Here is a 21,095-nt window from a genome sequence, read left to right as displayed (position 1 = left end):
AAGCTGACGGTGACCGCCGGTTCGAAGACCCTGGCGACCTACTCGAACCTCAACAAGGCCTCGGGCTACAGCCAGAAGACCTTCGACCTGTCCTCGCTCGCGGGCTCGACGGTCACGCTGAAGTTCAACGGCGTCGAGGACTCCTCCCTGCAGACCAGCTTCGTCGTCGACGACACCGCCGTGACGACCAGCTGATCCGCACCGTCTGAACACCCCGGTCCCGCACGCGGAAGCCCGCGTGCGGGATCCGTTCATGAGGGTGGTACGTCACATCTGCAACAGGTGGCCGGTCGGCGGCCACGGCAGAAAGGCGGTCCCCCCATGCGCCGTACGACACCCATCGCCCTCGCGGCGACGGCACTGCTCCTCGCGGGCTGCGGCTCCCAGGAGAGCGGCGGCAGCAACGGCAAGGTGTCACCGGCCCCCACCACCACGACCCGCCCGGCCGACCCCACCGCCGGGTCGTGCGGGGACCACGTGGACCTGAAGGCCGCGGACGGCGACCGCACGGTCTGTGTGACCAAGGGCGGCGAGGTGCGGCTCACGCTCGACGGCACCAAGGCCCGCCCCTGGAAGCCGGTCACCGCGAGCGGCGGCGCCCTGGAGGCCGTCAACGCGGGCTTCGTCATCCAGCCGGGCGACGCCACGGCCGCCTACCGGGCGGTCGCCCCCGGCACCGTGAAGCTGTCGTCCTCCCGCCCGCTGTGCACCCTGCCCACCGCCCCCGGACAGCTCTCCTGCAAGGGCATCCAGGAGTGGACGGTCACCGTGACCGTGAAGGGCTGAGGGACCAGGACCGACGAGCGGGGACCGGGACTACGGCGCGAGGTGCCGTACCTGGTCCCACAGGACCGGGTCGACCACGCCCACCCGGCGGCGGAAGTCGCCCACCGGGACCTCACGCAGCTCGTCGGTCTGCAGGAAGCTGGGGCGGCCCTGTGCGTCGCCCACCGCGCCGGGCGGCAGCGGGATCACCCCGGCACGCTCGTCGTGGTACTTGCTGGTGATCTTCGCGACCGTGGCCCGGTCGCCGCGCACGGAGAGCACCAGGCAGGGCCGGTCCTTGACGTCGCGGCGGTCCTCGTAGGGGACGTTCGCCCACCAGATGTCACCCGGGGACGGGCGGCCGGCGTGCGCCGCCCGGGTGCCCGCCCGGCCCGGCGGCCTCAGGCGCCGCCCGCCGGGGCGGCGGCCGCGTCCCCAGCCGTCGACGAGCGTGGCGACGAGCGCGAGCAGTACCACCGCCGCGAGCGCCAGCCACCAGGACGTGTCCATACGACGACGTTACCGGCGCGCGGCGTGCGGCGCGCGCCCTCGTGCAATCCTCATGCGCCCCGGGTCCAGCCGAACCGGTGACAGCACAGGTGAGTTCGCCCACAACGCCCCCTGGCGGAGGAGCGACCCGTGCTTTTGCGCCTTACGCTCGACGGACCGCACGACCCCCGTCAGCCCTCGTCTCCCGAGGCCCCACGCACCGCCCACCACCATCCCGCCAACGGAGGTTTCTGCTTCATGAAGCTCACCGTCGTCGGCTGCTCGGGGTCGTTCCCGTCCGCGGAATCGGCCTGCTCGAGCTACCTCGTCGAGGCCGACGGCTTCCGGCTGCTTCTCGACATGGGCAACGGCGCCCTCGGCGAGCTGCAGCGCCACTGCGGTCTCTACGACCTCGACGCGATCTTCCTGAGCCATCTGCACGCCGACCACTGCATCGACATGCTCGCGTACTTCGTCGCGCGCTACTACCGCCACGACGGCGGCCGCTGCGACCCGATCCCGGTCTACGGCCCCGAGGGCACCGAGCACCGTCTGACCACGGCCTACGCCGACACCCCCTCCGCCTCCTCGATGAGCGAGGTCTTCGACTTCCACACCGTCAAGCCGTCCAGCTTCGAGATCGGCCCCTTCACGGTGCACACCGACCGGGTCCGCCACCCGGTGGAGGCGTATGCCATCCGGATCGAGCACGGCGGGAAGACCCTCACCTACTCCGGGGACACGGGCGTCACCGAGGCGCTGGACGAGCTGGCCCGGGACGCCGACCTGTTCCTGTGCGAGGCCGCGTTCACGCACGGCAAGGAGGACATCCCGGACCTGCACCTCAACGGCCGTGAGGCGGGCGAGGCAGCGGCCCGCGCGGGCGCCCGGCACCTGGTCCTCACGCACATCCCGCCGTGGACCGACCCGGCGATCAACCTCCGTGACGCGCGCGAGGTGTTCGACGGCCCGGTGGAACTCGCCGCGCCACGCCAGACGTACGAGATCTGAGTCCCGTCCGGACAGCCGAAGGCCCCCGGAACCGAAGAGGTTCCGGGGGCCTTCGGCCGCTGCGGGGCCGGTCCTACTTGGCCTCGGCCTTCTGCAGTTCGGCGAGTTCCTCGTCGGACTCGCGGCCCGGGGTGGGCAGGTTGAACCTGGTGATGGCGAAGCGGAAGACGACGTAGTAGACCACCGCGAAGCACAGGCCGACCAGGACCAGGCCCCAGGGGTTGGTCGCGATGCCCAGGTTCAGGCCGAAGTCCACCGCACCGGCCGAGAAGCCGAAGCCGTCCTTCATGCCCAGCGACCAGGTCAGCGCCATGGAGACACCGGTGAGGACCGCGTGGATCGCGTACAGGGCCGGCGCGATGAACATGAACGTGAACTCGATGGGCTCGGTGACGCCGGTGACGAAGGACGTCAGGGCGAGCGAGAACATCATGCCGCCGACGACCTTGCGGCGCTCGGGGCGGGCGCAGTGCACGATGGCGAGGCAGGCCGCCGGCAGGGCGAACATCATGATCGGGAAGAAGCCGGTCATGAACTGGCCCGCGTGCGGGTCGCCGGCCAGGAAGCGCGCGATGTCACCGCTCTTGCCGTGGTACTCGCCGGCCTGGAACCAGGGGAAGGAGTTCAGCAGGTGGTGCATGCCGATCGGGATCAGCGCACGGTTGGCGACACCGAAGATGCCCGCGCCGATCGCGCCGGAGCCGACCAGCCACTCGCCGAAGCTGTGCAGACCCGTGCCGAGGACCGGCCAGATGTAGCCGAAGACGACGCCGATGACGAGGCCCGCGAACGCGGACAGGATCGGCACCAGGCGGCGGCCGCCGAAGAAGCCCGCCCAGTCGGGCAGCTTGGTGCGGTAGAAGCGCTGGTACAGCAGCGCCACCACTATGCCCATCACCACGCCGCCGAGGACCTTGGCGTCCACCGGGGCGTCGACCATGACGACCTTGCCGTCGACGGCCGTCGCCACCTTCGGCAGGTTCTTGTCGGTGAAGGTGCCCAGCACGTTCTTGAAGACCAGGTAGCCGACGACCGCGGCGAGCGCCGTCGAACCGTCCGACTTCTTCGCGAAGCCGATCGCGATGCCCACCGCGAACAGCAGTGCCATGTTGTCGAGGATCGCGTTGCCGCCGGCCGCCATGAAGGAGGCGATCTTCGTCAGGAACGCCGGGAAGGACGGGCGTCCCAGCATGTCGGTGTTGCCGAGGCGGACCAGGAGGGCCGCGGCCGGCAGCACCGCCACCGGCAGCATCAGGCTGCGGCCGATGCGCTGCAGTACAGCCATCGCGCCGGCGCCCTTCTTCTTCTCTGCCGCGGGAGCGGCGGTGGCCGTGGTCACGAGTTCCTCCTGGAGGGCAAGGCGCCGCCCGGGAACCATGGAAGGGGACGGCAGCGTCTCTGGTCTACACCACTCAGTGGTGTAGACCTGTTGTAGCACGATGAAGGCGGTGTAAGGAACCACGAAATCCGCTACCGGAGCGCTACGCGCCGTGTGCCCCCGCGTCCGGACCGCGGGACCCCGCGCGACGCGGTCAGACCTTGGTCACGTCCTCGACCTCTTCCTCCGGTTCCCGGCCCGGAGTCGACAGGCCGAACTTCGTGATCGCAAACCGGAACACGGCGTAGTACACCGCCGCGAAGCACAGGCCGATCGGGATGATCAGCCAGGGCTTCGTCGCCAGGTGCCAGTTGATGACGTAGTCGATCAGCCCCGCGGAGAAGCTGAAGCCGGCGTGCACCCCGAGCGCCCAGGTCACCGCCATCGAGACGCCGGTGAGCACGGCGTGGATCGCGTAGAGGAAGGGGGCGACGAACATGAAGGAGTACTCGATCGGCTCGGTGATCCCCGTGACGAACGAGGTCAGCGCCACCGACAGCATCAGGCCGCCGACCTCCTTGCGCCGGTGCGGCCGGGCGGTGTGCGTGATCGCCAGCGCGGCGGCCGGCAGGGCGAACATCATGATCGGGAAGAAACCCGAGGTGAACTGGCCCGCGTTCGGGTCGCCCGCCAGGAACATGCTGATGTCGCCGTGCACCACCGTGCCGTCCGGCTTGGTGTAGCTGCCGAACTGGAACCAGATGGGCACGTTCAGGAACTGGTGCAGGCCCACCACGAGAAGCGCGCGGTTGGTGAGACCGAACAGGCCCGCGCCCCAGGAGCCGGCCTCCTGCAGCCAGTGGCTGAAGCTTTCCAGGGCGCCGCCGATGGGCGGCCAGATCCACAGGCACACGGCGGCGAACAGGATCGCGACGAACGACATGACGATCGGGACCAGCCGGCGGCCGTTGAAGAAGCCGAGCCAGTCCACCAGCCGGGTGCGGTGCAGGCGGGCCCAGAAGAACGCGGCCAGCAGCCCCATCACGATGCCCCCGAAGACCCCGGGGTTCTGGAACGTGAACGCCGTCACCGTCCCGCCCGCGACCTGGCAGCCGACGCCCGCGACCGCCTTCGAGCCCCCCGGACAGTCCTCGGGGAACTGGTGCAGCACGCCGTAGTAGACGAGGAAGCCCGCCACCGCCGCGAGCGCCGTCGAGCCGTCGGCCTTCCTCGCCATGCCGATCGCGACACCCACGCAGAACAGAAGGGGCAGCCCCAGGGAGCCGTCGAGCAGGGCGCCGCCCGCCCCCTGCATCACCTTGGCGACCGCCGTCCAGCCCAGGCCGTCCGCGCCGACCACGCCCGGCTGGGCCAGCCCGATCAGGAGACCCGCGGCCGGCAGCACCGCGATGGGCAGCTGCAGACTGCGGCCCATCTTCTGCAGACCCTGGAACAGCCGGTTCCAGCGCTCCCGCGCCGGACCCGCCGTCTCCCCGGCGCTGCCTGCGCTCTCGGCGCTCATGGGCGTCCTCCGGCCACTCGGCTCGGGCGCGGTTTGGCGACCGTCCCCCGGGTGGTGTAGACCAGTTCGCGGACGGTTCCGCTGTCGTGATCGCCATCATTCGGCATGCACGGCATGACCGCTCGCGAAGATGGGCCAACTGTGGGTTACTGCGACAAAGCGGTTCGGATCAGGGAGAAGGAACATGGCCAGCAAGGCTGAGAAGATCGTCGCCGGCCTCGGCGGCATCGACAACATCGAGGAGATCGAGGGCTGCATCACCCGCCTGCGCACCGAGGTGTCCGACCCCTCGCTCGTCGACGAGACCGCCCTGAAGGCCGCCGGCGCCCACGGCGTCGTCAAGATGGGCACCGCCATCCAGGTCGTCATCGGCACCGACGCCGACCCGATCGCCGCGGAGATCGAAGACATGATGTGAACCCCACCGGTCCGCCGGACCGCGGGGATTCACCGGCAAGGGGCTCTTCCCGACACGGGACGAGCCCCTTCCGTATGTACGGATAGGCTCCATGCCATGTCTCGCATCGACGGCCGTACCCCCGAACAGCTCCGCCCGGTCACCATCGAACGGGGATGGAGCAAGCACGCCGAGGGCTCCGTACTCGTCTCCTTCGGCGACACCAAGGTCTTCTGCACCGCCTCCGTCACCGAAGGCGTCCCGCGCTGGCGCAAGGGCAGCGGCGAGGGCTGGGTCACCGCGGAGTACGCCATGCTGCCCCGCGCCACCAACACCCGCGGCGACCGGGAGTCCGTCAAGGGCAAGATCGGCGGCCGCACCCACGAGATCTCCCGCCTCATCGGCCGCTCCCTGCGCGCCGTCATCGACTACAAGGCGCTCGGCGAGAACACCATCGTCCTCGACTGCGACGTCCTCCAGGCCGACGGCGGCACCCGCACCGCGGCCATCACCGGCGCCTACGTCGCCCTCGCCGACGCCATCGCCTGGGCCCAGGGCCGCAAGCTGATCAAGGCCGGCCGGCAGCCGCTGACCGGCACCGTCTCCGCCGTCTCCGTCGGCATCGTCGGCGGCGTCCCGCTGCTCGACCTCTGCTACGAGGAGGACGTGCGCGCCGAGACCGACATGAACGTCGTCTGCACCGGCGACGGCCGCTTCGTCGAGGTCCAGGGCACCGCCGAGGCCGAGCCCTTCGCCCGCGAGGAACTCGACGCCCTGCTCGACCTCGCCGTCACCGGCTGCACCGAGCTGGCCACCCACCAGCGCGCCGCCCTGGAGACCACCCTCGCCAAGTAGGGCCCGGCCCAAGCCCTCCGGTCCGCGAGGGGCAACCCCGCCCCCCTCCCCGGCGTCCTAGGGCCTGTCTGACCATTCGCGTCGTCGCCCGAAGGGCGGCCGCGCGGCGAGAGCGCGTGCATGGCGCCGCGCGGCAGACGGGAATCGTCAGACAGGCCCTCAGGGGTACGGGCGCACGGCCCGACACCGTGTGCCCGGCCAGCCGCACCAGGGAGGAACACCGCCATGGCCGCCAGCCGACGCCGAGGCCGCCTCGCCGCCGTCGCCACCGCCGTGGCGGCCGCCGCGCTCACCGCGGGCCTCACCACCGGCTGCGGCGCCGTGCACAAGACCCTCGACTGCGTCCACACCGCCGACTCCATCGCCGACGGCGTCACCAACCTCCAGCAGGCCGTCGAGAACGCCGCGCACGACCCCCATCGCGCCGACTCCGCCCTCGACTCCATCCAGCACAACCTGGACAGGATCGGCGACAGGACCGGCAACGCCGACGTCGACAAGGCCGTCGACCACCTCGGCAGGGCCGTCGCCGGCGTCCGCACCGCCGTCAGGAACGGGGACCACACCCCCGACCTCGACCCGGTCACCGACGCCACCGGCGAACTGACCAAGGTCTGCACCCGGTAGACGGCGCCAGGGCGCGGGCCAGGGGGTGCGGTCCGCTCAGTACCTCTCGTCCCGGCGCCGCTCCCGCTCCTCCAGCCGCTCCTCACGGCGCGCCCGGTACAGCTCCTGCCGGTCCTCACGGCGGGCCCGGTGCAACTCCCCCCGGGCCTCCCTGCGCTCCAGCTTTTCCTGGCGGCGCTCCTCCTTCAGGCGCGCCCGCTCCGCCCGCGTGACCTTGCGCTCCACGCCGACCCCGCCCCAGAAGGCGAAACCGCCGATGACCACCCGCGGCGCGCCAGGCTCCGGCGGCACGTCGTCCCTCGGGTGCTCGAACGCGCCCATCACGCCGATGCCGCGCACCACCACCTCGACGCCGGGCGGCACGGTCACCTGCACCCCGCCCATGATCGCCACACAGTTGATCTCGACCTCACGGTCCGCGAAGTTCGCCTCGCGCAGGTCGATCTCCCCGCCGCCCATGAACGCGAAGCAGTTGAACCGCTTCGGCATCGTCCAGCGGCCCTTGCGCTCGAAGCCCGACATGATCGCGATCCCGCCCGACGAGGACCCCTCGCCCCCGACGATCCGGCTCGCCCAACTCCCGCTCGCCGCCGGCTCCTTGGTGAAGGACACCGGGGCGGGCGGCACCGCGGCACCGGCCGCGGGCAGATCCCGGGTGATCGGCGCCAGCTCCCCGTAGGTACGCGCGCTGTACGTGGCCTCCAGCCGCTCCTCGAACTCGGCCATGTCGAGGCGCCCCTCGGCGAGGGCGTCCCTCAGTACCTCGGCAACGCGCTCGCGGTCTGCGTCGGACGCCCGGAGGTCCGGACTTGCGTCGTCGGTCATGACAGCAGCCTACGAGACGGCCTTCTCGGCGTACATCTTGGCGATGACGGCCTCGATGTCCGGTTCCCGCACCGACAGATCCACCAGCGGGTACTCCGCCGCGATACGGGCCACGAGCGGCGCCGCCGACTGCCCCGCCGGGAACGCCAGCCACTGCCTCGGCCCCTCCACCCGCACCACCCGCGCCGACGGCACCCGGACCGGCGGCAGCTCCCGCTCCAGGTCCACCACCAGCGTCCGCTCGCTCTCCCCGGCCTCGTGCAGCCCCGCGAGCGCACCGTCGTACACCATCCGCCCGTGGTCGATCACCATGACCCGCGAGCACAACTGCTCGATGTCCTGCAGATCATGGGTGGTCAGCAGCACCGTCGTACCCCGCGCGGCGTTCAACTCCCGCAGGAACCCCCGCACCTTCGCCTTCGACACCACGTCCAGACCGATCGTCGGCTCGTCCAGGTACAGCACCTCCGGATCGTGCAGCAGCGCCGCCGCGACGTCCCCGCGCATCCGCTGCCCCAGCGACAGCTGCCGCACCGGCACGTCCAACAGCTCACCCAGCTCCAGCAGTTCCACGAGACGGTCCAGGTTCTCCCGGTAACGCCCGTCCGGGATGCGGTACATGCGGTGCGCCAGCCGGTAGGAGTCGATCAGCGGCAGATCCCACCACAGCGTGGTCCGCTGCCCGAACACCACCCCGATGCGATGCGCCAGCCGCGCCCGCTCCCGCGACGGATCGATGCCCGCCACCCGCAGCCGCCCGGCACTCGGCGTCAGGATGCCGGTCAGCATCTTGACCGTGGTCGACTTCCCGGCGCCGTTCGGCCCGATGTACCCGACCATCTCCCCGCGCGCCACCGAGAACGAGAGCGAGTCCACCGCCCGCACCTCGCGCCGCTCCCGCCTGAGGAACCCGGTCCTCCTGCGCACCTCGAAGACCTTCTCGACCCGGTCGAGAACGATGAACTCGCTGTCCGTCACCGCGTCAGCTCCCTGTACTCCGATACGAACGAAGCCCCGCCCGCCAGGCCAGCCCCGCCAGCGCGCAGCAGCCCACCGCCACCAGCGGAGGCGTCCACGCCACCCACCCCGGCAGCGCCAGCGGATACGGCCGCCCCAGCACATGACTCGCCGGCAGCCAGTTGACGAAGGCCAGCGGCAGCACGAACGTCACCCCGCGCACCAGCTCCTTCGCGAACACCGCCGGCGGATACTGCAGCAGCGTCGTACCGCCGTACGTGAACGCGTTCTGCACCTCCGAGGCGTCCTGCGCCACGAACTGGAACGCCGCCCCCGCCACGAACACCGCGCAGAAGATCCCGAACCCGCTCAGCACCATCACCGGCATCAGCAGCAGCTTCTCCGGCGACCAGTCGACACCGACCCGGGGCAGCGCCCAGCCCAGCACCAGCAGCCCCTGCGTCACCCGGCCCAGCCGCCGCAGCGCGAACCGGTCCGCCGCCACCTGCGCCAGCACCGGCGCTGGCCGCACCAGCAGCGTGTCCAGCGTCCCGTCCCGCAGCCGCCGCCCCAGCCGGTCCATCGACCCGATCACCAGGTCCGCCAGCCCGAACGACGTCGCCGACAGCCCGTACAGGAACGCCACCTCCGGCAGCGACCAGCCACCGAGCCGGTCCACCCGCGAGAACATCAGCATGATCGTGACGAAGTCGAAGAACGTCGCCGCGAAGTTCCCGAACGTGGTCATGGCGAACGACGTCCGGTAGGCCATCGTCGACCTGATCCACATCCCGGCGATCAGCCGGTAGGCCCGCGCACCCTCCACGAGCCGGCCGCGCTCAGCCACCCTGCACCACCACCCGCCGCGTCGCCAGCGACTGCACCAGCCGCCCGGCACCCAGCAGCACCACCGCCCACCCGCCCTGGAAGGCGTACGTCCCCAGCGGATCCCCGTGCCCGAGCAGGATGTCCGCCGGCGCCTGCAGCAGCGACGACCAGGGCAGCGCCCGCACCACCTCGCCGAGCGCGCCCGGGAACACGTTCAGCGGCAGCAGCATCCCCGAGCAGAAATACCCCAGCAGCCACGCCATCTGCCCCACCCCCGTGCCGTCCAGCAGCCAGAAGGCGCTCAGCGCCACCAGGTACCGGACGCCGAAGCCGACCACCATCGCCAGCAGCACCGCCACGAAGAACGCGACCCAGGTGCCCGCGTCGGCCGGCAGGTACATCGGGAAGCACAGCCACCCGAACACGAACGGGATCGTCCCCCGCCCCAGCAGCTGGAAGAACGCCCGCCCCAGATCCGCGGCCAGCCACCACAGCTGGAGATCGGCGGGCCGGTACAGATCGATCGCCACGTCCCCCGTACGGATGCGCTCCATCAGCTCGTCCTCGACACCACCGCCGCCGATCGCGAGCGTCGACAGGAACGCCTGCCCCAGCCACACGTAGGTGACGGCCTGCGCCTGGTCGTACCCTCCCAGGTGCGGTTTCAGGTCCCACAGCGCCCGATACGTGTAGACCAGAATGAGCCCGAAGACCGTGTTGGTGAAGACCCCTGCCGCAGTGGCCGCCCTATACGTCGCGTACCGTCTGAATCCCCCTATCGCGACGGCCGCGTACAACCGTCCCGCGCCCACGTCAGTCGACCTCCTCGGACCGCTCGACACCGAAGCGCAGGAGCCTAGTCCGGAGGCCCGGCGGCCGGCCACGCATTTCCGTGCCGGAAGCGTGCCGGAATCCGGGAACGGAACGCCAGGTGCGAGAGTCTTCAACCAGGGGGCGCAGAAGGCGTACGAGGCGTACGGGAACGTACGACGCGAAACAGGAGTCCGTGCACGAGATGAGCGACGAGCCGCAGCCGCAGCAGCCGAACGAAGGCGTGGCGCCGGAAAAGCCGCTGCCGGCTGAAGGGCCCGTGACCCCGGGGGGCCGCGAGGCGGCCGACGCCCCGGGCAAGGGGACGACGAACACAGCCCGGCCGGAGGCCGCCGCACCGGCCGACGGACCCAGGGGGGACGCCGGCGCCGAGCGGCCCGGGAAGGCCTCCCGGGACGAGGAGGGCGCCGGGAAGGCCGAGGAGGCCCCGGCCTCCGGCGCCGCCGGTCGCGCGGAGGAGCGGAAGACCCCGGACACGGCCGAGGCCGGCTCCGGGAACCGCACCGTCCCGGCACCGCAGGACCGTACGGTCTCCATGGCCCGCGCCCGCCAGGCGGCCCGGGACGCCCGCACGGACCAGACCCGGGACGCCCCGGACCAGAAGGGACGCGCGGCCTCCGGCGGCGAGACCTCCTCCGGCGGACCGTCCGCGTCCGGCACCGGTACTTCTTCCGCGTCGGGTGGCGTCTCCGCGTCGAGCGGCGGTTCCGCGTCGGGTGGTGCCTCCGCGTCCGGTGGCGAGACCTCCGGCAAGCAGGGCGGCGCCGGCAGGCAGGAGACCGCGGGCAAGCAGGACCTCTTCCAGAAGCCGCAGGTTCCGGGGGCCCGGACGCCCGAGAAGCCGCAGGTACCCGGAAGCCGGGTGCCCGAGGAGCCGCAGTCGGCCGAGAGCACCCAGGTGCTCCGCCGCATCACCCCGCCCCGGGGACCCCAGTCGTCCCCGAAGGAGCCCGGCAAGCCCGGCGAGCAGGCGCAGGCGCCCGAGACCACGCAGGTGCTCCGCCGGGTCAACGCACCCCGCGCGGGCGAGCCCGGCGGTCCCGCCAAGGCCGCCTCCGCGTCCTCTCCGGCCTCCCCGACGGCGAACCCCACCGGCCCCGCCGACCGCACGTCCCGCACGACCGGCGCCCGCCCGGCCGGTGCCGCCGCCGCGGCCGGTGCGGCCTCCGCTGCCGCCGCCGCGGCCGGGGCCGCCGCTCAGGCATCCCCCGCGGGTGCCGCGGGCGCGGCCGCGCCCGGCCCCCGCACCGGCGCGGGCGCCCGCAACGCCCGGCAGACGCCCGGCGCGGCACCCGGCCAGGACCCCACCGCCGTCGCCGCGGAAGGCCCCGTCCCCGCGGGCGGCGGCAAGGGCAAGAAGCCCAAGCGGCCCGGCCGCACCGGCTGGCGGCGCCTCGTCCCCACCTGGCGGATGGTGCTCGGCACCCTCGTCGTCGGCGTCCTCGTGATCATCGGCCTGTTCTTCCTCGGCTACTCGATGGTCAACATCCCGCCCGCCAACGCCCTCGCCACCAAGCAGAGCAACGTCTACCTCTACGCCGACGGCTCGCAGCTCGCCCGCGACGGCGCGATCAACCGCGAGAACGTCAGTCTCGCCCAGGTCTCCAAGGACGCCCAGCACGCCGTCCTGGCCGCCGAGGACCGCGACTTCTACACCGAGTCGGCCGTCGACCCCAAGGCGATGCTCCGCGCCGCCTGGAACACCGCCACCGGCAAGGGCAAGCAGTCCGGCTCCACGATCACCCAGCAGTACGTGAAGAACTACTACCTGGCCCAGGAACAGACGGTCACCCGCAAGGCCAAGGAGTTCTTCATCTCCATCAAGCTCGACCGGAACAAGTCCAAGGACGAGATCCTCGAGGGCTACCTCAACACCAGCTACTTCGGCCGCAACGCCTACGGCATCCAGGCCGCCGCCCAGGCCTACTACGGCCGCGACGCCAAGGACCTCGACCCGGCCCGCGCCGCCTACCTCGCCGCGCTCGTCAACGCGCCCAGCGAGTACGACGTCGTCGCCCACCCCGAGAACAAGGACGCGGCCGTCGCCCGCTGGAACTACGTCCTCGACGGCATGGTCAAGAAGGGCTGGCTCGGCGAGTCCGAGCGCGCCGGCATGAAGTTCCCCATGCCCAAGGAGCAGACCGTCTCCACCGGCCTGTCCGGCCAGCGCGGCTACCTCGTCGAGGCGGTCAAGCACTACCTGACCACCAACAACATCATCGACCCCGACCAGCTCGCCCTCGGCGGCTACCGCATCACCACCACCATCCAGAAGAGCAAGCAGGACGCCTTCGTCAAGGCCGTCAACAACCAGCTGGTCTCCAAGCTGGACAAGAAGAACAACAAGGTCGACAACTACGTCCGCGCCGGCGGCGCCTCCGTCGACCCGAGGACCGGCAAGGTCGTCGCCATGTACGGCGGCATCGACTACGTGAAGCAGTACACCAACGGCGCCACCCGCGGTGACTTCCAGGTCGGCTCGACCTTCAAGCCCTTCGTGTTCACCTCCGCGGTGCAGAACGGCTCCACCACCCAGGACGGCCGCACCATCACCCCGAACACCCAGTACGACGGCACCAACGAGCGTCCCGTGCAGGGCTGGAGCGGCGGCGGCTACGCCCCGCAGAACGAGGACCAGAAGTCGTACGGCCAGATCACCGTCACCAAGGCGACGGACCTGTCCGTGAACGCCGTCTACGCGCAGATGGCCGTCGACGTCGGCCCGTCCAAGGTCAAGCAGACCGCGATCGACCTCGGCATCCCCGCCGGCACCCCGGACCTCCAGCCGTACCCGTCCATCGCCCTCGGTCCCGCCACCGCCAGCGTCCTGGACATGGCCGAGGCCTACGCGACCCTCGCCAACCACGGCAGGCACGGCACGTACACGATGGTCGAGAAGATCACCAAGGACGGCACCGACGCGGTCAAGCTGCCCGACCAGCCCGTCAAGCAGGTCGTCAGCCGGGAGGCCGCCGACACCACCACCTCCATGCTGAAGAGCGTGGTCGACAGCGGCACCGCCACCGCCGCGCAGGGCGCCGGCCGCCCCGCGGCCGGCAAGACCGGCACCGCGGAGAACGACACCGCCGCCTGGTTCGCCGGTTACACCCCGAACCTCGCCACGGTGGTCTCCGTGATGGGCCAGGACCCGGTGACGGCCAAGCACATGCCGCTGTACGGCGCCCTCGGCCAGCCCCGTATCAACGGTGGCGGCGCGCCCACCCAGATCTGGGCCCAGTACACCCACGACGCACTGCAGGGCACCTCGTCCGGCGACTTCGACCTCCAGCTCCAGCAGGGCGCCGACCAGCCCCAGCCGGCCGGCTCCGGCAGTCCGAGCCAGCCCGGCACCACCCCCGGCCAGGACAACGGCGGCACCACCACCGGCACCCCCACGGGCGGCACCCCGTCGGGCACCCCCACCACCGGCGGCGACACCGGTACCCCCACCGACGGCGGCACGACGACCGGCGGCAACACCACCACCGGCGGTAACACCACCACCGGCGGCGGCACGACCGGCAACAACACCACCGGCGGCGGTACGACCGGCAACACCACCGACGGCGGCGCCACGAACGGCGGCGCCACGAACGGCGGCGCCGACGGGGGAGGCGGCACCACCAACGGCGGCGCCGGCGGAGCCACCGGTGGCGGGGGCCCGGCAGGAACGGCGGCGGGCGCCGGAGGCGGAGACCCCGCCTGACGCACGGTGTCAGTGGCCGCTGGTCGCCTTCAGCCCCACCACGGCGACCAGCAGCAGACACACGAAGAAGATCCTGGCGGCGGTGACCGGCTCACCCAGCACCACCATGCCGAGCACCGCCGCCCCGGCCGCCCCGATGCCCACCCACACGCCGTAGGCGGTACCGATCGGCAGCGACCTCGCGGCGTACGACAGCAGCACCATGCTCGCGACGATCCCGGCCCCCGTGAACACACTGGGAACCAGCCGGGTGAAACCGTCGCTGTACTTCATCCCGATCGACCAGCCCACTTCCAGCAGACCGGCGACAACCAGCAGAACCCAGGCCACGACAGGCACCTCCGAGACGAACGGCCAACTCTTCGGGTGCGTCGTCTTTTCCTGCATCCCGGTACGGCGCGTCTCGTCGGGCTCCCTCCCGAACCTAGCAAAGGCACGACAAAAGGGCTGGTGACCTTGGTCACCAGCCCTTTTCGGCAGCCCGGATCAGAGGTAGAGGCCGGTGGAGTCCTCCGACCCCTCGAACCGGTCCGCGGCCACGGCGTGCAGATCACGCTCACGCATCAGCACGTACGCCACACCCCGCACCTCGACCTCGGCCCGGTCCTCCGGATCGAACAGGACCCGGTCACCGGGCTCCACGGTCCGCACGTTCTGGCCGACCGCGACGACCTCGGCCCAGGCCAGCCGACGGCCGACCGCCGCGGTGGCGGGAATCAGGATGCCGCCCCCCGACCGGCGCTCACCCTCACCGGCCTCCTGCTTGACCAGGACGCGGTCGTGCAGCATGCGGATGGGCAGCTTGTCGTGCTGAGGGGTGCTGTGCTCGTTTCTCTTGGCGCTCACGCCTCGAACCTACCTGCCTGGGCCGTGTCTGTACGCGCTCGGGTGACCGTCGTCTCAGCGCCCCCGCCGCCGGGACGACAGGGCGACCAGCCCCACCACCCCGACCGCGAGCAGCGCCACCGGCACGGCCCGCTCCAGCCGGAGCGCGCCGTCCTCGTCCGTGAACTGCGCCCGGACCTCGCTCACCACCCGGTTGACCTGGACGTACGCCCGCCCCACGGTGTGGTCGATGTTGGCGACGACCTTGGCCTTCGCATCCCCGACGATCGTCTTCGGGTGCACCCGCACCCCGATCTCGTCGAGCGTCTCGGCCAGCACTTCGCGGCGACGCTTGATGTCCGCCTCGATCTGCGCCGGGGTTCTGGTGTCCGCCGTGTCCGCCACCGTACGGCCTCCGAAGTCTGCCGAATTTCTGCCGAATGCTGTTCCGAACAGTCTGTCAGCTCCCACCCGCGCCGCACCGCAAGGCCCCCCGGTTACGCTGGTCCGATGAGCGAGCGACTCCAGCCGGGGGACGTGGCCCCCGCCTTCACCCTCCCCGACGCCGACGGGAACGAGATCTCCCTCGCGGACCACAAGGGCCGCAAGGTCATCGTCTACTTCTACCCCGCCGCCCTCACCCCAGGCTGCACCAAGCAGGCCTGCGACTTCACCGACAACCTGGAGCTCCTGACCGGCGCCGGCTACGACGTCGTCGGCATCTCCCCCGACGAGCCGGAGAAGCTCGCCAGGTTCCGCGACAAGGAGTCCCTCGAGGTGACCCTGCTCGCCGACCCCGACAAGAAGGTCACCGAGGCCTACGGCGCCTACGGCGAGAAGAAGAACTACGGCAAGACCTACATGGGCGTCATCCGCTCCACGATCGTCGTCGACGAGGAGGGCAAGGTCGAACGGGCCCTCTACAACGTCCGCGCGACCGGCCACGTGGCCAAGATCATCAAGGACCTCGGTATCTGAGCACCCCCTCCGGACGACCGGCGGCCCACACCGGACCGACCCGGTGCGGGCCGTTCTCCTTCCTCCCGGCGTGACCGTCCGACAACCGGCTTCGTTACTCCGTACGAGCCGCGAACACGCGGCCGGAACGGAGGGGGCCCGATGGGGGACGGCACCTACAGCAGGCAGCGCCTCGCGGAGGCGGCCCGCGGAGCACGCACGCTCTCGGAGGCACTCGAGCGGCTGGGGGTGGACCCGAGCGGCCCCTCCCGGCGCTACGTGCTCGGCCGCATGAAGAAGCTCGGGGTGGACGTCTCCCACTTCGAGCGCGAGGGCGTGAAGTGGACGAGAGAGGCCCTCCAGCGCGCGGTCACCGCCTCCACCAACATGTGCGAGGTCCTCCGCCACCTCGGCCTGGAGGCCGTGGGCGGCCACCACACCCACATCAGCCGCAGGATCAGGGCGCACGGGATCGACACGTCGCACTTCCGGGTGCCGACCCGGCGAGGGAAGCCCTGGCGCGCCCGGACGCCGGAGTCCCTGCTCGTCGAGCAGCCCGCCGGCCAGGCCCGTCGCGTGCCCGGTGACCGGCTCAAGTGGGCGATGGCCGCCGTGGGCGTGGCGGAGCGATGCGCCGGCTGCGGCACCGAGCCGGTCTGGCGGGGGCGTCCGCTGCCGCTGGAGGTCGACCACATCGACGGCAACTGGCGCGACAACCGCATCGACAACCTCCGGCTCCTCTGCCCCAACTGCCACTCGACGACGGACGGTTACCGCGGCCGGGGCAAGCGGGCCCGGGGCGGCGCCCGGTGAGCGGCGGCGTGCGGTACACCCGTGAGCGGCTGGCCGAAGCCGCCGCCCGGTGCACGAGCCTGGACGAGGTCATCGCCTTCTTCGGCACGCGCCCCTACGGCAAGTTGCGTCGCTACCTCGCTCGGCGGTTCGCCCACTTCGAGATCGACACCTCGCACTTCTCCGACCCCGGCGGGCGCTCCCGGCCCGGGCCCGCGGAGTTGTGCGCCGCGGTCGCCGAGTCGGTCTCCGTCGCCGCGGCGCTGCGTCGGCTGGCGCGCCCTGACACCGGCACGCAACGGGCGCTGCTGCGCCGGTGGATCGCCGAGGACGGCCTTTCCACCGCGCACTTCCTCGGACAGGCCCACCAGCGGGGAAGGACGCGCACGGACCGCGCCAGGCGGCCCGAGGACATCCTGGTCCGGCGCGACGGCCGGCGTCGGACGCGCACCCGTCTGCTCCGTCGTGCGCTCCGTGAGGTGGGCGTACCGGAGGTGTGCGCCGAGTGCGGCCTCGGCCCTGAATGGCTCGGCAGGCCGATGACGCTGGAGGTCGACCACATCGACGGCGACTGGAGCGACGACCGCCGGGACAACCTCCGGCTGCTGTGCCCCAACTGCCACGCGACGACCGATACCTGGTGTCGAGGGGGTCGGGGTAATCCTTCGAAGCAACACAGGGGTGACCGGTAGCATGTGCGTGCACGCGGCCGTGGCGGAATTGGCCTACGCGCAACACTTAGGATGTTGTGGGAGAAATCCCTTGAGGGTTCGAGTCCCTCCGGCCGCACACCTTTGAACCGAAGGCCCACTCAGGAGGTACTGAGTGGGCCTTCGTCATCAGCCCAACAGTTCCCGGACCGCCGATGCCAGGGCCCTGAAGGCCTTGCCTCGGTGGCTGATCGCGTTCTTCTCGGCCGGGGTCAGTTCCGCGCAGGTGCGCGTTTCGCCGTCCGGCTGGAGGATCGGGTCGTAGCCGAAGCCGTTGGTGCCGGCCGGAGCGTGCCGCAGCACACCGCACAGCCGGCCCTCGACCACGCGTTCGGTGCCGTCCGGCAGGGCCAGCGCGGCGGCGCAGGCGAAGTGGGCGCCGCGGTGTTCCCCGGCGATGTCGGAGAGCTGGGCCAGGAGCAGGTCGAGGTTGGCCTTGTCGTCGCCGTGTCGGCCGGCCCAGCGGGCGGAGAAGATGCCGGGGGCGCCGCTGAGGACGTCGACGCAGAGGCCGGAGTCGTCGGCGACGGCGGGCAGCCCGGTGGCCTGGGCGAGGGCGTGGGCCTTGAGCAGGGCGTTCTCGGCGAAGGTGACGCCGGTTTCCTTGACGTCGGGGATGTCGGGGTAGGCGTCGGCGCCGACGAGTTCGTGGGGCAGGCCTGCTTCGGCGAGGATGGCCCTCAGTTCGGTGATCTTTCCGGCGTTGCGGGTGGCGAGGATCAGGCGGGTCATGCCGCCAGTATTCCTCGCCGCCCGGTCACAGCTCGGCCTGGCCCGCGCCCTTGAGCGCGCTGAGGTCGAAGACGTCGGCCATCTTGCGGAAGCCCAGGTCGCTGGGGTGCAGATGGTCCCCGGAGTCGTAGTCGGGGCGCAGCCGCTGGGGGGCGTACGGGTCGCGCAGGGCCCGGTCGAAGTCGACGACGGTGTCGTAGACGGTGCCGGTTCGGATCTGGGCGTTGACCTGCTGTCTTACGGCTTCGCGGGCGGGGTTCCAGCCGCGGTGGCCCTGGAGGGGCATCAGGGTGGCGCCGACGACCTTGAGGCCGCGGGCGTGGGCCTGGCGGACGAGGGTGCGCAGACCGGCGATGATCTTGTTGGGGTCGGCGAGCCGGGGGTTGCGGAGGATGTCGTTGATGCCGAGGTCTATGACGACGACCTTGACGTTGGTGCGGGAGAGCGCGTCGCGGCCGAAGCGGCGCAGGCCGCTCTGGTTCTCGGCGGGCCGGCCGAGGCCGTCGGCGAGGACCTGGTTGCCGCTGACGCCTTCGTTGACGACGCTGTAGCGGGGGAGTTGCAGGCCGCTTTGGAGGGCGGTGCGCAGTCGGCCGCCGAGGATGTCGGGCCAGCGGTGGTTGGCGCCGGTGGTGGAGGTGATGCCGTCGGTTATGGAGTCTCCGAAGACGACGACGGTGCCGTCGGCCTCGTTGCTGAGCACGTCGAGGGCGGTCAGGTAGCGCCAGTAGGGGGTCTGCTGGGCGTAGGGGGTGCCGGTGGAGTCCTCGGTGGCGTCGCCCGCGGCGACGTAGGAGATCTGCCGGGCGTGGGGGTGGTAGGTGACGGGCCCGGAGGGGGTGGGGGAGTAGGTGGTGACGAGGACGTCGGTGTCGTGGGGGACGGCGAGGTGCACGGCGTCGCTGACGGTCTGTTCGCCGGCGGGTATGACGACGGTGGTGCTGCCGTTGAAGGTGAGGCGGCGCATGGTTTCGGCGTCCGCCGCGGCGGTGCCGTCCCCGGCGGAGAGCGCGATGGTGGCGTGGGTGATGGTCAGCGGGGTCTGGCCGTAGAGGTTGGAGAGTGTGATGCGGGCACTCGTACCTCCGGTGTCCGCGTGTACGACGTTGCGGACGGAGTGGCCGGCCATGCCGGTGGTCTCGGTGCCGGGTTCGCCGCCGACGGGGGCGGTGGACCAGGAGCCGACCCAGGTGCCGGTGGAGGCGGGGGCGGCGTTGGAGTCGTGGTGGGGGCGGTTGTCGGCGACGGTGCCGCCGGGGGTGCCGTTGTCGGTTCCCACGGTGGCGTAGATGGCGGCGCAGACGGCCACGACCAGCGCGACGAGCGCGCTCAGCAGGCCATAACCATGACGCTTGGTCACGCTTTTGTTGTTCTCCTCGGGAGATGGGAGCCCGGGGCTCCGATCTTGGATGGCCCATGATGCGTCATGGGCCCGGGAGAGCTGACAGGGCCCTGCCCAATTCTCCGTTCAGACAGACGCCGGGAACTCCTGATCCGTTCCGGGAGTCGGTCAGGAAGGGACAATTGTGTGCGGGATCACCGAACGGGCGGAGCTGATGGAACCTACCGAGACGCAGACGGCGGGGCGGGCCGCGTCGTACCGCACGATGACGGCCTTCACGCCGGCCGACGAGGAGCGTCGGCGTGGTGTGCGGCGCATGAAACTGACCGCGGCGGGTCTGCTGCTGTTCGTGGCGGTGGTCTATGTGCTGGCCAAGCTGGCGGGGCATGAGGGTGCCGGGCCGTGGGCGGACTACGTGGCGGCGGCGGCGGAGGCGGGCATGGTGGGTGCGCTGGCGGACTGGTTCGCGGTCACGGCGCTGTTCCGGCATCCGCTGGGGCTGCCGATCCCGCACACGGCGATCATCCCCAACAAGAAGGATCAGCTGGGCGTCTCGCTGGGCGAGTTCGTGGGGGAGAACTTCCTGTCGCAGGAGGTGGTGCGGCAGCGGCTGCGGGCGGTCGGCATCGGCAGCCGGCTGGGTGCCTGGCTGGCCGAGCCGGAGCACGCGGACCGGGTGACGGCGGAGCTGGCGACGGCGCTGCGGGGTGCGCTGACGGTGCTGCGGGACTCGGATGTGCAGGCGGTGGTCGGTGAGGCGATCACGCGGCGGGCGAACGCGCAGGAGATCGCGCCGGGTATCGGCAAGATGCTGGAGAAGGTGGTCGCGGACGGCGGGCACAAGCGGGTGGTGGACCTGGTGGTGTCCCGGGCGCACGACTGGCTGGTGCTGCACGGCGACAGCGTGATGGGCGCGGTGCAGGGGGGTGCGCCGGGCTGGACCCCGCGGTTCGTGGACCGGAAGGTCGGCGAGCGGGTGTACAAGGAGCTGCTGCGGTTCTGCGTGGAGATGCGGGACATGCCGTCTCATCCGGCGCGTGGGGCGCTGGACCGGTTTCTCACCGACTTCGCCTCGGATCTGCAGTCCGACACGGAGACGCGGGCGCGGGTGGAGCGGCTCAAGGGTGAGGTGCTGGGCCGGGGTGAGGTGCAGGACCTGATCGCGTCGGCGTGGACGGCCGTGCGGTCGATGATCGTCGCGGCGGCGGAGGACGAGCGCAGTGAGCTGCGGCTGCGGGTACGGGCGGCGCTGCTGTCGCTGGGGGCGCGGATGGCGAGCGAGCCCAAGGTGCAGGACAAGGTGGACAGCTGGGTGGAGGGTGCGGCGGTGCACGTCGTGACGACGTACCGCAGTGAGATCACCTCGTTGATCACGGACACGGTGGCGGGCTGGGACGCCGATCACACCACCCGGAAGATCGAGGCGCACATCGGCCGTGACCTGCAGTTCATCCGGATCAATGGCACGGTGGTGGGATCACTGGCGGGTCTTCTGATCTACGCGGTGTCGCGGGCGCTGGGCGCCTGACGCGGCGTGATTCCGCGGGACGGGGGCACCCGTTCTGCCGTCCCCCGACGCCGAGGGACGTCCTTCGTCGAGGAGGGG

The 21,095-nt window shown here is 71.3% G+C and carries 22 protein-coding genes, 1 tRNA gene, 1 pseudogene and 1 riboswitch; of the genes and pseudogenes, 12 read left to right on the top strand and 12 right to left on the bottom strand.

Going from position 1 to position 21,095, the window contains the following annotated elements; translation table 11 throughout:
- Positions 1 to 195 (top strand): annotated as a pseudogene (locus tag ACZ7FF_RS30950) (hypothetical protein); the annotation flags it as partial.
- A 126-nt stretch (positions 196 to 321) separates the two neighbouring features.
- A complete protein-coding gene (locus ACZ7FF_RS30945) occupies positions 322 to 786 on the top strand; it encodes a hypothetical protein (protein ID WP_470816220.1) in 465 nt (154 codons plus the stop codon).
- A gap of 30 nt (positions 787 to 816) precedes the next feature.
- Here the strand turns inward: ACZ7FF_RS30945 and ACZ7FF_RS30940 are convergent, their stop codons facing one another.
- Positions 817 to 1,275 (bottom strand): type II toxin-antitoxin system PemK/MazF family toxin, encoded by a 459-nt coding sequence (locus ACZ7FF_RS30940; RefSeq protein ID WP_470816218.1) that lies wholly within the window; start codon positions 1,273 to 1,275, stop codon positions 817 to 819.
- 237 nt (positions 1,276 to 1,512) lie between these two features.
- On the opposite strand from ACZ7FF_RS30940, the gene ACZ7FF_RS30935 reads away from it, so the two are divergent.
- Positions 1,513 to 2,265 (top strand): MBL fold metallo-hydrolase, encoded by a 753-nt coding sequence (locus ACZ7FF_RS30935; protein ID WP_470816242.1) that lies wholly within the window; start codon positions 1,513 to 1,515, stop codon positions 2,263 to 2,265.
- A 73-nt stretch (positions 2,266 to 2,338) separates the two neighbouring features.
- Here the strand turns inward: ACZ7FF_RS30935 and ACZ7FF_RS30930 are convergent, their stop codons facing one another.
- Both ACZ7FF_RS30930 and ACZ7FF_RS30925 read right to left on the bottom strand, forming a co-directional pair.
- Positions 2,339 to 3,604, bottom strand: coding sequence for a PTS transporter subunit EIIC (locus tag ACZ7FF_RS30930; RefSeq protein ID WP_470816216.1), 1,266 nt, complete (start codon positions 3,602 to 3,604; stop codon positions 2,339 to 2,341).
- A 193-nt stretch (positions 3,605 to 3,797) separates the two neighbouring features.
- On the bottom strand, positions 3,798 to 5,105 hold the full coding sequence (locus ACZ7FF_RS30925) for a PTS transporter subunit EIIC (RefSeq protein ID WP_470816214.1): 1,308 nt from the start codon (positions 5,103 to 5,105) through the stop codon (positions 3,798 to 3,800).
- A 184-nt stretch (positions 5,106 to 5,289) separates the two neighbouring features.
- Here ACZ7FF_RS30925 and ACZ7FF_RS30920 point away from each other — a divergent pair, with 184 nt between their 5' ends.
- The 3 genes from ACZ7FF_RS30920 (at position 5,290) to ACZ7FF_RS30910 (ending at position 6,984) form a co-directional block, all read left to right on the top strand.
- Positions 5,290 to 5,523 carry a PTS sugar transporter subunit IIB gene (locus tag ACZ7FF_RS30920; protein WP_069780600.1) on the top strand — a complete coding sequence of 78 codons (234 nt, stop codon included), beginning with the start codon at positions 5,290 to 5,292 and terminating at the stop codon, positions 5,521 to 5,523.
- A gap of 96 nt (positions 5,524 to 5,619) precedes the next feature.
- Complete coding sequence (rph, locus tag ACZ7FF_RS30915; RefSeq protein ID WP_470816211.1) at positions 5,620 to 6,357, top strand: ribonuclease PH; 738 nt, start codon at positions 5,620 to 5,622, stop codon at positions 6,355 to 6,357.
- Positions 6,358 to 6,582: 225 nt separating this feature from the next.
- Positions 6,583 to 6,984, top strand: a complete 402-nt coding sequence (locus ACZ7FF_RS30910; protein ID WP_470816210.1) for a hypothetical protein — start codon at positions 6,583 to 6,585, stop codon at positions 6,982 to 6,984.
- A 36-nt stretch (positions 6,985 to 7,020) separates the two neighbouring features.
- On the opposite strand, the gene ACZ7FF_RS30905 is transcribed toward ACZ7FF_RS30910, so the two are convergent.
- The 4 genes from ACZ7FF_RS30905 to ACZ7FF_RS30890 are packed head-to-tail and all read right to left on the bottom strand — an operon-like array spanning position 7,021 to position 10,406.
- A complete protein-coding gene (locus ACZ7FF_RS30905) occupies positions 7,021 to 7,809 on the bottom strand; it encodes a DUF1707 SHOCT-like domain-containing protein (RefSeq protein ID WP_470816209.1) in 789 nt (262 codons plus the stop codon).
- 9 nt (positions 7,810 to 7,818) lie between these two features.
- Positions 7,819 to 8,787: an ABC transporter ATP-binding protein gene (locus ACZ7FF_RS30900; protein ID WP_470816207.1), complete on the bottom strand. Its 969-nt coding sequence runs from the start codon at positions 8,785 to 8,787 to the stop codon at positions 7,819 to 7,821.
- Positions 8,788 to 8,791: 4 nt separating this feature from the next.
- Entirely contained in the window at positions 8,792 to 9,556 is a 765-nt protein-coding gene (locus ACZ7FF_RS30895; RefSeq protein ID WP_470816241.1) for an ABC transporter permease, read from the bottom strand.
- A 49-nt stretch (positions 9,557 to 9,605) separates the two neighbouring features.
- Positions 9,606 to 10,406: an ABC transporter permease gene (locus ACZ7FF_RS30890; protein ID WP_470816205.1), complete on the bottom strand. Its 801-nt coding sequence runs from the start codon at positions 10,404 to 10,406 to the stop codon at positions 9,606 to 9,608.
- A gap of 917 nt (positions 10,407 to 11,323) precedes the next feature.
- Between ACZ7FF_RS30890 and ACZ7FF_RS30885 the strand changes: the two genes are divergently transcribed.
- Complete coding sequence (locus ACZ7FF_RS30885) at positions 11,324 to 14,131, top strand: transglycosylase domain-containing protein (RefSeq protein WP_470816239.1); 2,808 nt, start codon at positions 11,324 to 11,326, stop codon at positions 14,129 to 14,131.
- Between the two features lie 9 nt (positions 14,132 to 14,140).
- Here the strand turns inward: ACZ7FF_RS30885 and ACZ7FF_RS30880 are convergent, their stop codons facing one another.
- From ACZ7FF_RS30880 to ACZ7FF_RS30870, 3 genes are all read right to left on the bottom strand, one after another.
- Entirely contained in the window at positions 14,141 to 14,461 is a 321-nt protein-coding gene (locus ACZ7FF_RS30880) for a DMT family transporter (protein ID WP_470816204.1), read from the bottom strand.
- A 35-nt stretch (positions 14,462 to 14,496) separates the two neighbouring features.
- Positions 14,497 to 14,570: riboswitch (guanidine-III (ykkC-III) riboswitch) on the bottom strand.
- A 47-nt stretch (positions 14,571 to 14,617) separates the two neighbouring features.
- Positions 14,618 to 14,977, bottom strand: a complete 360-nt coding sequence (locus tag ACZ7FF_RS30875) for a GroES family chaperonin (protein WP_470816202.1) — start codon at positions 14,975 to 14,977, stop codon at positions 14,618 to 14,620.
- Between the two features lie 54 nt (positions 14,978 to 15,031).
- The gene (locus ACZ7FF_RS30870) at positions 15,032 to 15,361 is read right to left on the bottom strand and encodes a DUF3618 domain-containing protein (RefSeq protein WP_470816201.1); all 330 of its coding nucleotides are present in this window, start codon (positions 15,359 to 15,361) and stop codon (positions 15,032 to 15,034) included.
- A 105-nt stretch (positions 15,362 to 15,466) separates the two neighbouring features.
- Here ACZ7FF_RS30870 and bcp point away from each other — a divergent pair, with 105 nt between their 5' ends.
- From bcp to ACZ7FF_RS30850, 4 genes are all read left to right on the top strand, one after another.
- Positions 15,467 to 15,934, top strand: a complete 468-nt coding sequence (gene bcp, locus ACZ7FF_RS30865; protein ID WP_470816199.1) for a thioredoxin-dependent thiol peroxidase — start codon at positions 15,467 to 15,469, stop codon at positions 15,932 to 15,934.
- A gap of 141 nt (positions 15,935 to 16,075) precedes the next feature.
- Positions 16,076 to 16,726: an HNH endonuclease signature motif containing protein gene (locus ACZ7FF_RS30860; RefSeq protein ID WP_470816198.1), complete on the top strand. Its 651-nt coding sequence runs from the start codon at positions 16,076 to 16,078 to the stop codon at positions 16,724 to 16,726.
- A gap of 8 nt (positions 16,727 to 16,734) precedes the next feature.
- The gene (locus ACZ7FF_RS30855; RefSeq protein ID WP_470816197.1) at positions 16,735 to 17,397 is read left to right on the top strand and encodes an HNH endonuclease signature motif containing protein; all 663 of its coding nucleotides are present in this window, start codon (positions 16,735 to 16,737) and stop codon (positions 17,395 to 17,397) included.
- 13 nt (positions 17,398 to 17,410) lie between these two features.
- Positions 17,411 to 17,494: transfer RNA gene (locus ACZ7FF_RS30850), tRNA-Leu, on the top strand.
- Between the two features lie 50 nt (positions 17,495 to 17,544).
- On the opposite strand, the gene rdgB is transcribed toward ACZ7FF_RS30850, so the two are convergent.
- Entirely contained in the window at positions 17,545 to 18,147 is a 603-nt protein-coding gene (rdgB, locus tag ACZ7FF_RS30845) for an RdgB/HAM1 family non-canonical purine NTP pyrophosphatase (protein ID WP_470816195.1), read from the bottom strand.
- A gap of 25 nt (positions 18,148 to 18,172) precedes the next feature.
- Entirely contained in the window at positions 18,173 to 19,507 is a 1,335-nt protein-coding gene (locus ACZ7FF_RS30840; RefSeq protein WP_470816194.1) for an SGNH/GDSL hydrolase family protein, read from the bottom strand.
- 196 nt (positions 19,508 to 19,703) lie between these two features.
- On the opposite strand from ACZ7FF_RS30840, the gene ACZ7FF_RS30835 reads away from it, so the two are divergent.
- On the top strand, positions 19,704 to 21,017 hold the full coding sequence (locus tag ACZ7FF_RS30835) for a DUF445 domain-containing protein (RefSeq protein WP_470816193.1): 1,314 nt from the start codon (positions 19,704 to 19,706) through the stop codon (positions 21,015 to 21,017).
- The last annotated feature ends 78 nt before the right edge of the window (positions 21,018 to 21,095 follow it).

The sequence above is a fragment of the Streptomyces sp. NPDC037126 genome (assembly GCF_055605965.1).
This window is presented reverse-complemented; position numbering and strand designations above follow the sequence as displayed.